The sequence below is a fragment of the Bacillus cereus group sp. RP32 genome (assembly GCF_040459735.1).
GTDB classification, from domain to species: domain Bacteria; phylum Bacillota; class Bacilli; order Bacillales; family Bacillaceae_G; genus Bacillus_A; species Bacillus_A wiedmannii.
On sequence record NZ_JARVHO010000001.1, the window covers coordinates 4,583,859 to 4,595,000 of the forward strand.

Consider the following 11,142-nt stretch of genomic DNA (forward strand, 5'->3'; position numbering starts at 1 on the left):
CCTACTTTAAAATGTTTTCGAATAATTCCTCAGCCGGAACGATTTCTTTCGTCATTCCTTTATCTTTCAGCCATTTATTTTGTTTCTCCCATGACTCTTTTGAATCCGATAAGAATGGCTCATCTTTCGTTTCCATCTTCTCTAATAAAATTTTCATGCTCTCTTTTTCAACTTCTGGTACAAGCGGGAAGTTTTCTTTTTCTTGATGGTTTAATAAAATATTTAATGCTTCATCTGGATTTTTCTTCATGAAATCATAGCCTTTTTTCGTACCACGTAAGAAGGCTTGTAACGCTTCTTTATCTTTTTTCAACGTTTTATCACCTGTTACAAATACAAGCTCATGGTAATTCGGTACACCGTAATCTGCTGGGTTAAAGTATGCTGGTTCATGACCTTCATGACGCATAACAGGTACTTCATGGTTAATATATGCCCCTGTTACCGCATCCACTTTTTTCGTAATTAATGCCGGTACTAAATCAAAGCCAACATCGACTACTTTCACTGTATCTGGATTACCACCAGCTTCTTTTACCATCGTTTTTAAATACATCTCACTTAAAGGTGTTCCAGAATAGCCAACTGTTTTCCCCTCTAAATCTTTTGGCGATTGAATGCCTGCTGATTTCAGCGATACAACATGATTTAATGGTGAACGTACGACAGCTCCAATTGATTTCACTGGAATTTGTTCATTTGCTTTTGCCATGACAACATCTGGCTGATAATATAAGCCAACCGTTACTTTTCCTGCAGCTGCTAAAGTTAATGGATCAGTCGGATTAGAAGGGAATTTTATATTCACCTTTACTCCTTCTTCTTTAAAATAGCCTTTTTCAATTGCTGCATAAATAAAGCTATGTACCGCATTTGGGTACCAATCAAGCATGACCGTTATTTCTTTTTCCTTTTTACCCTTATCTGACGCTGAATTACTAGAACATCCAGTAATCATTGCAACTAATAATGTCAACACAAAGATGCGTTTTAAAAATTTCATGACTACTTCCTCCAACTAATAAATTTCTTTTCTAATACTGAGATAAGTATGACGAAGAAAATGGCTAATAATGATAACAATACAATGGGTGCAAAGACACCTGCTCCGTCTAACTGCGTCATCATTCTTTTACTGAAATATCCAAGCCCAGCTTGTGCACCGAGCCATTCACCGATTGCTGCCCCAATTACACTAAGCGGAACTGCAATTTTTAAAGCTGAGAAAAAATAAGGAAGAGCAGACGGCAATTTTAATTTAAGAAAAACATCTTTTTTCGTTGCCCCATACGTAACTAATAGCTCCTCCCATTCTTTTTTCGTACTGCGTAGTCCATCATACGTATTGACCACAATTGGGAAAAACGTAATTAAAACAGTAACAACAACCTTACTCCAAATCGTATATCCAAACCATAAAACGAAGAGCGGAGCAAGCGCTGTAATCGGAATCGTTTGTGAGGCAACTAATAGTGGATAAAATGCTCTCTCCATCCAATTACTCGCATTCATTAACACCGCTAGCCCTACCCCAAGTACGATAGAAATAGCCACCCCTATTAAAACGACGGATAAGGTTGCCGGCAAATGAACCGTAAATAATATATCTTTTAGTTTCCATATCTTCATCACAATTGCAGACGGTGACGGTAAAATGTACATTTCGTCTACGATTCTTGCGCCTACTTCCCAAAAGGCAAGTAAAATACTAGTAAGTGTAAGGGCAGGTAATAGCTCCTTCAACCGGTTCATCATACGAGTACCTGCCTTTGTAACATGCTAAGAAGCTCATCTTTAAGCGCTAACACTTCAGGCTTATATAAATCTTTTCTTGTTCGATTACGATCAAGTGGTACAACCCTCTCGGTTAAAGTAGTTATCGGTTGCTGCTCTACTACTAAAATTCGATTAGAAAGAAACAACGCTTCTTCCACATCATGAGTGATAAATAAAATTGTTTTTTCCCACTCTTTCCATTGTTCAAACAGCCATTCTTGCAAAGATGCCTTCGTTAAAGCGTCCAACGCGCTAAACGGTTCATCTAACAACAATATCTCCCCGCCTGTTAATAAAGTTCGAATGAAAGATACGCGTTGCCTCATACCACCAGATAAATCTTTCGGATATTTTGTCTCATACCCTTGTAAACCAAATTTGTGTAACAGTTCCTTTGCCTTTATTTGCGCTTCTTTCTTCTGTACACCTTGGCACTCTAGCGGCAGGGCAGCATTCTCAATAATCGTTCTCCATGGCAGGAGCATATCTTTTTGGGGCATATAGCCTACAGGATGGCTCTTTGTTTCTGTCAGCTCTATCTGTCCAGTACACACCTCTTCTAAACCTGTAATAAGGCGAAATAAAGTACTTTTCCCGCATCCACTCGGTCCGATAATACTTACAAACTCTTTATCTTGTATAGAAGCATTTAATTCATTGATGATTGGTTTCTCATCATAATGAAAAGAAACATTATGAAACTGTAGTATGTTCTTGCTCCTCAAATCCCCACATCTCCTTACGATAGGACATATCCCAGAATAAATATTCAAATCGACTGGAATATAGGAATATCTCCTCTAATCGATCTAACTCTTTGTCAGACTTTCCAACTGCCATTTCATTTAATAAATCTATTAACCAAATACAAAGGCTACCGTATTCTTCTGAACTATATCCTTGAATCCACTCACCAAAGAACTCATGATCTCTTGCTCCAGGAATATCGTTTAAACGCTTTCCAATTTCCCAGTAACTCCACATACATGGAAGAAGTGCTGCTATTAATTCCGCAAGTGTGCCATTTTGAGATACAGACATCATGTAATTTGTATAGGCTAAATTTTTAGCAGATGGTTTTGCAGATTCTATCTCCTCTATAGAAATACCAAGTCTTTTTGCATATTGTTTATGGATCGTCATTTCTCCATTTAATATGCCATCAATTTGTTCAGCAAATTTCCCCATTACTTGTGGATTCGTTGCTTTTACAACACCAATCGCATATAGCTTTGCATAATCTAACAAATATAAATAATCTTGAATAATATAATACTGAAACTTATCTTTTTCTAACGTGCCATCTCCCATACCTACTACAAACGGGTGATTATGACTCATCTCCCAAACTGGTTGTACAGTTTCTAATAATCTATCGCAAAATTTCATTTCTCTATCCCCTTTCAATTTATATATCTAAATAAAAAACCACTTCTAAATAAGAAGTGGTTACAGCAAATAAAATTATAATTTATTCGTTGTTCCACTTCCCTTCGCTAGTATTACCTAGATCAGGTCTGTAAGGGTTAAGGATTATTCCTCTCTCAGCACAACAAGCACCCCTAGTGGTTTCAATATGAAATTTTCAAACAAAAAAGCCCCGTTTCTATACGCAAAGAAACGGGGACTCATTATTAGTGTCCGAATTGCTTCCCTACGCTAGCATAATCTAGATCAGGTAATGAAAAGGATCAAAGGCTTACGGCCTACTCTCAGCTGGCAACACCAGCTCTCCTAGCAAACTATGAAATTAACACTGTCAGTATAACATCGTAATAAGACATCATCAACTGTTTTAATTTTCCCAATTGTCAACAAAATAACAAAACTATATAATACTTATATTCTATCTTAGAAATTATTATCCTAATTAATTGGATAAAAAGGAATCATTATCCTCAAAAAATTTATTTTTATATTGATTTCATATTACATTTATGTGAATACACCCACTATATTATATCTTTATACTATAATAAAATTACAACTATACAACTAGAGGAGGTCTCTATTATATGAATATGAAAGCTACTGCTTTAACAGCAACTACTGTCGCAATTGCCTCTTTACTTCCTTCTATGGGAGAAACAAATGTACAAACAGCCAACGCTGAACAATTATCTAATGTGAAAACTGGATATGTCAAAGTCGATCAAGTAGCCTTACATACAAAAGATAACGCAAATAGCTCATCAATTGATACAATTCGCTTTAATACGAAGGTAAACATACTTGAAACAACTAATGGCTGGTATAAAGTATCTGTTAATAATAAAGTAGGTTACGTACAAAAAGATGCTATTCTACTAAAAAACAAACTTCAATCTAATAATCAATACATCGTTAATGCCAATGCATTAAACGTTCGTTCTGAACCTAATTTAGAATCTTCAATTTTAGATGTATTACCAAATGGGAAATTCGTTACCATTCAAGAAGAACAAGGCGAGTGGTATAAAATTTTACATAATGGCAAAACAGGTTACGTACAAAAAGCATTCGTATCCAATGGTTCACAGCCTTTAGTAAAAGGCATCACAGTTCAAACTAATATGAAATACACAGTTGCAACACCTAAACTTAATGTACGTGGCAACGCTAGTACAAGTGGTGCACTACTTGGTTCATTACAAAATGGTACACAAATACAAGTAGTGGAAACTGTAGGAACTTGGTATAAAATTCGTTTTGGCACAGGATACGGATACGTGGCAAAACATTATGTGGTGCAAAATCAAATGCAATCACAAGCTCAAACGGCTCAACCTACTTCCATTCCAGCAGTTTTCAAATTCCCTACTCAAGGAAGAATTAGCTCAACCTTTGATATACGTTGGGAACAAATGCATTATGGTATAGATATTGCGGCTCAGGGTAATGTCTCAATCCAGGCGGCAGCTGCAGGTAAAGTTGTGAAATCATATTATTCAGCTAGCTATGGCAATGTTGTGTTCATCGCCCATCAAATAAACGGGAAATTATATACAACAGTCTATGCACACATGAAAGATCGCACTGTACAAGCTGGTGATCAAGTACAAGCTGGACAATTAGTAGGTCATATGGGAAACACAGGTCATTCATACGGGCAACATCTTCATTTTGAATTACACAATGGAGAATGGAATTTTGAAAAAACAAATGCAGTAAACCCACTGCCATATTTAGTTAGGTAAATTGTATGCAACGCAATATCAATATACCTCTCTTAATTGAATACTTCGCCTTTTTAGGTTTAATCTGTTGTTTAATCATTTACAATACAAACACTGTATTTTTATCTATTATCATTGCTTTTGTTGCTTTAGAAATTATGATGGAATCCTTTCAAGTACAACTAAAACAAAAAATTGCTCATATATATAATGCCATCTTTCTATTAAGTGCCCTAATAACAAATATTATTAGTAATGGTTTTTATTTATCTACCGTATTTCCTGTATTCTTTATGGCTGTTTTATTATTCATAGCTAGATACATTCATGTCCCTAATACCAAAAAACACGAACAAGAAGCTTAGAAAGAGGAGACACTGTGTACCGATCTTTCAAAGATAATCCGATAAAATATATATTGAATTTATACACAAAAATAAGTACTTTTTTTGGTATACAAGGAAGTAATACGGCACAATTTCTCCTTTATGGAATGTTATTTCTCGTCTTAATTGCGTTCTCCTTGCTTTACTAATAAAAAAAGGATCTCACATAAACTTGAGATCCTTTTTAATTTATATAAATTTTTTATATAGAAAATGCTCTTTATCCACAAGCATATTTTTCATAAATAAAGCTAAGATTATATTTTTTCTCTAAACTCATTCTTTGTTCATCATCACACCAATAGAACAAAATGTCATGAATCGTTGCATAACGCTTATTTTTAAGAAATAGTTTAAAGAATGATGGTAAACAATCATGTAATTGTATAAATATATAATTGCGTAATATTTCTTCTTTATATTCAATGCCCTTACAAATATACAGCAATTCTTCACAATAATATGCATGTTGTGGAACTTGAATCATTTCGAAAAATGGTACATATGATAATAACTTCCCGATAAAATGATCATATCGATCCATTATTCCTATCGTCATATGCTCCATCATTTCTTTCATTACATATAAATAATCATCTACATGAGTAGTTTTCAATGGGTCTAATCGATCTGAAATTTGAGAAAGTACAGCTCTTTGACAAGCTAACACCGCTTGACTAGGTCCATAATATGATAGGAAGTCTGTACACTTACGATATTTTCGTAATAGGTCATGTGTGTATAAGTCATACACAAACGTATTACAATACATCGCTAGACTCATCATATCACTATTTAATTGCTCTTTTGATAGTAATTTAGCTCTCTTACACATATAAAAGAATGTAAATTCCAATACTTCTTTATGAGATAATAGATGTTTACAATCCGTTATACATTTCTCATTAAATTTAACCCTATCCCAAATTTCTACATCCCCATCAGTCAATTCACCAATACGATATTTAATAATTAAATAGTTTAAAGCGACCGCTTGCGTCAAAAGATCCCACGTTTCATATTCCAATGAAGTGTGAACAAACTCAGCTAGCCCTTGAGTTATCATAAAAGTATTTGCTTCTTCATACCAACCAATCTCTTGGCATAAGCGAAGAATACGTACTAGAGTTGGAATTTCATCTTTATGAAACTGCGGCAAATTCTTTACTTTATCCATTCCATATACGATAAATGCCGCTAAATTTTCTTCTTTATAAAATTCTTTTTCTTTCCACACTAATATAGTTCGTTCTTTCCCTTCACCTTTCGGATGACAAGGTACAAGCAAAGAAAATAATTCAGCGAAATTATTTGGTTCTATATATGTATCTGTAACCAAATTCCAATTTGGATTGCGCTGTATAGCCCTCATATAATTCCCCTTCCCTTTTGTCTACATAGGAAATATTAATCCATTATTACATCATTAACAATGAATATTGTTATATTCGAAATCTATCATAATACTTATATCTATCAGTATAACATTTTTTCTCTTATTTAAAATTAGGAATGAAAAAATTAAATAAACTGTCGAAATTACTAACTGTATACTTATTATATAATGGCTCAGATACATCATGCTAACATATTAGTTTAATCCTATATACTAGAATAATGTATCTGATTTTTATACGTAACTTATCCGACTAATGAAAGACTCTCTTCATTCCAAATGCTCCGAAATTTCACTTAAAGCAAATCCAGCTTGATCATCTGCGGATTCTCTTATAGCTAAATCACCTAGTGCTAGCATCCCAACGAGTTGACCATCCTCAACTACTGGTAATCGTCTAATTTGATACTGTGCCATTAACTCTGTAGCTTTTTCAATAGAATCATCTGGAGAAACTGAAACAATGTTTGTTGTCATTACATTTGTAATTTTATTAGATCCAGGATGTTTCTCAGCAATCCCACGAACAACTAAATCTCGGTCCGTAACAAGCCCAACAACTTGCTCATTTTCAACAACTGGAATCAATCCAATCGATTCTTCTTTCATCTTTACAGCAGCCTCATATACATTGTCTAGCGGTGTACAATGTACAACATGAGTACTCATAAAGTCTCTCACTCGTGTCATTTTTGTCTCCTCCTTTTTATACATACCATAGCTTTTCCTAAATCCCTTTATTTATTTCAGGAAAATCAGTTGATAAAGGAGGATTCCACAAAATAAAAAAGAGTCAGCATATTGCTGACTCTTTTTTTTATGACCCGTACGGGATTCGAACCCGTGTTACCGCCGTGAAAGGGCGGTGTCTTAACCACTTGACCAACGGGCCATGGCTCCGCAGGTAGGACTCGAACCTACGACCGATCGGTTAACAGCCGATAGCTCTACCACTGAGCTACTGCGGAATAATATATGGTGGGCCTAAATGGACTCGAACCATCGACCTCACGCTTATCAGGCGTGCGCTCTAACCAGCTGAGCTATAGGCCCATACACTTTTACAGGGGCAGTAGGAATCGAACCCACACTGGAGGTTTTGGAGACCTCAGTTCTACCTTTAAACTATGCCCCTAAAGGATGCCGACTAGAGGACTTGAACCCCCAACCTACTGATTACAAGTCAGTTGCTCTACCAATTGAGCTAAGTCGGCATAAAAAAATGGTGGCTCGGGACGGAATCGAACCGCCGACACGAGGATTTTCAGTCCTCTGCTCTACCGACTGAGCTACCGAGCCAACATAAATGGCGGTCCCGACCGGGGTCGAACCGGCGATCTCCTGCGTGACAGGCAGGCATGTTAACCACTACACCACGGGACCATTTGGTTGCGGGGACAGGATTTGAACCTGCGACCTTCGGGTTATGAGCCCGACGAGCTACCGTGCTGCTCCACCCCGCGACAATATAATGTTTTTAAAAAAAATGGAGGAGGTAGAGGGATTCGAACCCCCGCGCGACTCTCGCCGCCTGTCGGTTTTCAAGACCGATCCCTTCAGCCGAACTTGGGTATACCTCCATGAAAGGAAAAATAAAAATCTTATTATTATATGTATCTAAACCACTTAAAAAGAAAATGGAGGAGGTAGAGGGATTCGAACCCCCGCGCGATTCTCACCGCCTGTCGGTTTTCAAGACCGATCCCTTCAGCCGAACTTGGGTATACCTCCAAGACATATAATAAATAAAGTGGAGCCTAGCGGGATCGAACCGCTGACCTCCTGCGTGCAAGGCAGGCGCTCTCCCAGCTGAGCTAAGGCCCCATGTTTTTGGGAATATCGGGAAGACAGGATTTGAACCTGCGACCCCCTGGTCCCAAACCAGGTGCTCTACCAAGCTGAGCCACTTCCCGTTAATAAAAGCGCGCCCGAGAGGAGTCGAACCCCTAACCTCTTGATCCGTAGTCAAACGCTCTATCCAATTGAGCTACGGGCGCATATGGTGCCGAGGGCGGGGGTCGAACCCGCACGGTGGTCACCCACCGCAGGATTTTAAGTCCTGTGCGTCTGCCTGTTCCGCCACCCCGGCATGTCATATTGAAAATTGGAGCGGAAGACGGGATTCGAACCCGCGACCCCAACCTTGGCAAGGTTGTATTCTACCACTGAACTACTTCCGCAAGACATGTTTGAGTTATTTTATTAAAAGTGCGGGTGAAGGGAGTCGAACCCCCACGCCAAAGGCGCTAGATCCTAAGTCTAGTGCGTCTGCCAATTCCGCCACACCCGCATATTTATTTAAAATGGTGAGCCATGAAGGATTCGAACCTTCGACCCTCTGATTAAAAGTCAGATGCTCTACCAACTGAGCTAATGGCTCTTAATGGCTGGGCTAGCTGGATTCGAACCAGCGCATGACGGAGTCAAAGTCCGTTGCCTTACCGCTTGGCTATAGCCCATTAATTAAGAATGGTGGAGGGGGGCAGATTCGAACTGCCGAACCCGAAGGAGCGGATTTACAGTCCGCCGCGTTTAGCCACTTCGCTACCCCTCCGACATATATGGTGGAGGATGACGGGATCGAACCGCCGACCCCCTGCTTGTAAGGCAGGTGCTCTCCCAGCTGAGCTAATCCTCCATTTTGCCTGGCAACGTCCTACTCTCACAGGGACAAGGTCCCAACTACCATCGGCGCTAGAGAGCTTAACTTCCGTGTTCGGTATGGGAACGGGTGTGACCTCTCTGCCATCATTACCAGACTATATTCATTTAAGACAAGAATCATTTTAACTTATTTAACTTTTAAAGTCAACAAGTTTTTTATATTCTTTCAAAACTAGATAACATTGCTTCATATTATATGGTTAAGTCCTCGATCTATTAGTATTCGTCAGCTCCACATGTCACCATGCTTCCACCTCGAACCTATCAACCTGATCATCTTTCAGGGATCTTACTAGCTTACGCTATGGGAAATCTCATCTTGAGGGGGGCTTCATGCTTAGATGCTTTCAGCACTTATCCCTTCCGCACATAGCTACCCAGCTATGCCCTTGGCAGAACAACTGGTACACCAGCGGTGCGTCCATCCCGGTCCTCTCGTACTAAGGACAGCTCCTCTCAAATTTCCTACGCCCACGACGGATAGGGACCGAACTGTCTCACGACGTTCTGAACCCAGCTCGCGTACCGCTTTAATGGGCGAACAGCCCAACCCTTGGGACCGACTACAGCCCCAGGATGCGATGAGCCGACATCGAGGTGCCAAACCTCCCCGTCGATGTGGACTCTTGGGGGAGATAAGCCTGTTATCCCCGGGGTAGCTTTTATCCGTTGAGCGATGGCCCTTCCATGCGGAACCACCGGATCACTAAGCCCGACTTTCGTCCCTGCTCGACTTGTAGGTCTCGCAGTCAAGCTCCCTTATGCCTTTGCACTCTACGAATGATTTCCAACCATTCTGAGGGAACCTTTGGGCGCCTCCGTTACACTTTAGGAGGCGACCGCCCCAGTCAAACTGCCCACCTGACACTGTCTCCCGGGTCGATAAGACCCGTAGGTTAGAATTTCAATACAGTCAGGGCGGTATCCCACCAGCGCCTCCACCGAAGCTAGCGCTCCGGTTTCAATGGCTCCCGCCTATCCTGTACAAACTGTACCAAAATTCAATATCAGGCTACAGTAAAGCTCCACGGGGTCTTTCCGTCCTGTCGCGGGTAACCTGCATCTTCACAGGTACTATAATTTCACCGAGTCTCTGGTTGAGACAGTGCCCAAATCGTTACACCTTTCGTGCGGGTCGGAACTTACCCGACAAGGAATTTCGCTACCTTAGGACCGTTATAGTTACGGCCGCCGTTTACTGGGGCTTCAGTTCAGAGCTTCGCTTACGCTAACCCCTCTCCTTAACCTTCCAGCACCGGGCAGGTGTCAGCCCCTATACTTCGCCTTACGGCTTCGCAGAGACCTGTGTTTTTGCTAAACAGTCGCTTGGGCCTATTCACTGCGGCTTTCCGTTAAGAAAGCACCCCTTCTCCCGAAGTTACGGGGTCATTTTGCCGAGTTCCTTAACCAGAGTTCTCTCGCACACCTTAGGATTCTCTCCTCGCCTACCTGTGTCGGTTTGCGGTACAGGCACCTTTTATCTCGCTAGAAGCTTTTCTTGGCAGCGGGGAATCAAAGACTTCGCTCCATAAGGAGCTTCCCCATCACAGCTCAGCCTTCACGATAAGCGGATTTGCCTACTTATCAGCCTAACTGCTTGGACGTGCACAACCAATCGCACGCTTCTTCTATCCTTCTGCGTCCCTCCATTGCTCAAACGATAAAGAGGTGGTACAGGAATATCAACCTGTTGTCCATCGCCTACGCCTGTCGGCCTCGGCTTAGGTCCTGACTAACCCTGAGCGGACGAGCCTTCCTCAGGAAA

At 40.1% G+C, this 11,142-nt stretch carries 8 protein-coding genes, 20 tRNA genes, 2 rRNA genes and 2 riboswitches (1 of these 32 cut by a window edge); of the genes, 2 read left to right on the plus strand and 28 right to left on the minus strand.

Features of this window, described 5'->3' with window-relative positions; genetic code table 11:
- Position 1: 1 nt before the first annotated feature.
- The 4 genes from QCI46_RS23660 to tenA are packed head-to-tail and all read right to left on the minus strand — an operon-like array spanning position 2 to position 3,165.
- Positions 2-1,003: an ABC transporter substrate-binding protein gene (locus tag QCI46_RS23660; protein ID WP_098110422.1), complete on the minus strand. Its 1,002-nt coding sequence runs from the start codon at positions 1,001-1,003 to the stop codon at positions 2-4.
- Between the two features lie 2 nt (positions 1,004-1,005).
- The gene (locus QCI46_RS23665; protein ID WP_353841926.1) at positions 1,006-1,752 is read right to left on the minus strand and encodes an ABC transporter permease; all 747 of its coding nucleotides are present in this window, start codon (positions 1,750-1,752) and stop codon (positions 1,006-1,008) included.
- Complete coding sequence (locus tag QCI46_RS23670) at positions 1,752-2,501, minus strand: ABC transporter ATP-binding protein (protein ID WP_327959522.1); 750 nt, start codon at positions 2,499-2,501, stop codon at positions 1,752-1,754. Before QCI46_RS23670 ends, QCI46_RS23665 begins: the two co-directional genes overlap by 1 nt.
- Positions 2,470-3,165, minus strand: a complete 696-nt coding sequence (gene tenA, locus QCI46_RS23675) for a thiaminase II (protein ID WP_000666832.1) — start codon at positions 3,163-3,165, stop codon at positions 2,470-2,472. Before tenA ends, QCI46_RS23670 begins: the two co-directional genes overlap by 32 nt.
- Positions 3,166-3,247: 82 nt before the next feature.
- Positions 3,248-3,350, minus strand: a riboswitch (TPP riboswitch).
- Positions 3,351-3,410: 60 nt separating this feature from the next.
- A riboswitch (TPP riboswitch) is annotated at positions 3,411-3,522 on the minus strand.
- 269 nt (positions 3,523-3,791) lie between these two features.
- On the opposite strand from tenA, the gene QCI46_RS23680 reads away from it, so the two are divergent.
- On the plus strand, positions 3,792-4,952 hold the full coding sequence (locus tag QCI46_RS23680; RefSeq protein ID WP_353841577.1) for an SH3 domain-containing protein: 1,161 nt from the start codon (positions 3,792-3,794) through the stop codon (positions 4,950-4,952).
- 5 nt (positions 4,953-4,957) lie between these two features.
- Positions 4,958-5,296 carry a hypothetical protein gene (locus tag QCI46_RS23685; protein ID WP_075312195.1) on the plus strand — a complete coding sequence of 113 codons (339 nt, stop codon included), beginning with the start codon at positions 4,958-4,960 and terminating at the stop codon, positions 5,294-5,296.
- Between the two features lie 241 nt (positions 5,297-5,537).
- Here QCI46_RS23685 and QCI46_RS23690 read toward each other — a convergent pair whose 3' ends face one another.
- From QCI46_RS23690 to QCI46_RS23805, 24 genes are all read right to left on the minus strand, one after another.
- A complete protein-coding gene (locus QCI46_RS23690) occupies positions 5,538-6,689 on the minus strand; it encodes a DUF3965 domain-containing protein (RefSeq protein WP_353841578.1) in 1,152 nt (383 codons plus the stop codon).
- Positions 6,690-6,983: 294 nt separating this feature from the next.
- Positions 6,984-7,403 (minus strand): CBS domain-containing protein, encoded by a 420-nt coding sequence (locus QCI46_RS23695; protein WP_048545823.1) that lies wholly within the window; start codon positions 7,401-7,403, stop codon positions 6,984-6,986.
- 130 nt (positions 7,404-7,533) lie between these two features.
- Positions 7,534-7,605: transfer RNA gene (locus tag QCI46_RS23700), tRNA-Glu, on the minus strand.
- Between the two features lies 1 nt (position 7,606).
- Positions 7,607-7,681: transfer RNA gene (locus QCI46_RS23705), tRNA-Asn, on the minus strand.
- An 8-nt stretch (positions 7,682-7,689) separates the two neighbouring features.
- Positions 7,690-7,766, minus strand: a tRNA-Ile gene (locus QCI46_RS23710).
- 11 nt (positions 7,767-7,777) lie between these two features.
- Positions 7,778-7,848: transfer RNA gene (locus QCI46_RS23715), tRNA-Trp, on the minus strand.
- Between the two features lie 6 nt (positions 7,849-7,854).
- A tRNA-Thr gene (locus QCI46_RS23720) sits at positions 7,855-7,927 on the minus strand.
- 9 nt (positions 7,928-7,936) lie between these two features.
- Positions 7,937-8,012, minus strand: a tRNA-Phe gene (locus tag QCI46_RS23725).
- Between the two features lie 8 nt (positions 8,013-8,020).
- Positions 8,021-8,096: transfer RNA gene (locus QCI46_RS23730), tRNA-Asp, on the minus strand.
- A gap of 3 nt (positions 8,097-8,099) precedes the next feature.
- A tRNA-Met gene (locus QCI46_RS23735) sits at positions 8,100-8,176 on the minus strand.
- A 24-nt stretch (positions 8,177-8,200) separates the two neighbouring features.
- Positions 8,201-8,293, minus strand: a tRNA-Ser gene (locus QCI46_RS23740).
- Positions 8,294-8,351: 58 nt separating this feature from the next.
- Positions 8,352-8,444 (minus strand) — tRNA-Ser (locus QCI46_RS23745).
- Positions 8,445-8,464: 20 nt separating this feature from the next.
- Positions 8,465-8,537, minus strand: a tRNA-Ala gene (locus tag QCI46_RS23750).
- Between the two features lie 15 nt (positions 8,538-8,552).
- Positions 8,553-8,626 (minus strand) — tRNA-Pro (locus QCI46_RS23755).
- Positions 8,627-8,636: 10 nt separating this feature from the next.
- Positions 8,637-8,710, minus strand: a tRNA-Arg gene (locus QCI46_RS23760).
- A gap of 3 nt (positions 8,711-8,713) precedes the next feature.
- Positions 8,714-8,802 (minus strand) — tRNA-Leu (locus tag QCI46_RS23765).
- Between the two features lie 16 nt (positions 8,803-8,818).
- A tRNA-Gly gene (locus QCI46_RS23770) sits at positions 8,819-8,893 on the minus strand.
- Between the two features lie 29 nt (positions 8,894-8,922).
- Positions 8,923-9,003 (minus strand) — tRNA-Leu (locus QCI46_RS23775).
- A gap of 14 nt (positions 9,004-9,017) precedes the next feature.
- Positions 9,018-9,093 (minus strand) — tRNA-Lys (locus QCI46_RS23780).
- 4 nt (positions 9,094-9,097) lie between these two features.
- A tRNA-Gln gene (locus QCI46_RS23785) sits at positions 9,098-9,172 on the minus strand.
- 11 nt (positions 9,173-9,183) lie between these two features.
- Positions 9,184-9,267: transfer RNA gene (locus QCI46_RS23790), tRNA-Tyr, on the minus strand.
- 8 nt (positions 9,268-9,275) lie between these two features.
- Positions 9,276-9,351 (minus strand) — tRNA-Val (locus QCI46_RS23795).
- A 5-nt stretch (positions 9,352-9,356) separates the two neighbouring features.
- Positions 9,357-9,472 (minus strand): 5S ribosomal RNA (rrf, locus tag QCI46_RS23800).
- A 101-nt stretch (positions 9,473-9,573) separates the two neighbouring features.
- Positions 9,574-11,142, minus strand: a 23S ribosomal RNA gene (locus tag QCI46_RS23805) (it continues 1,353 nt past the right edge of the window).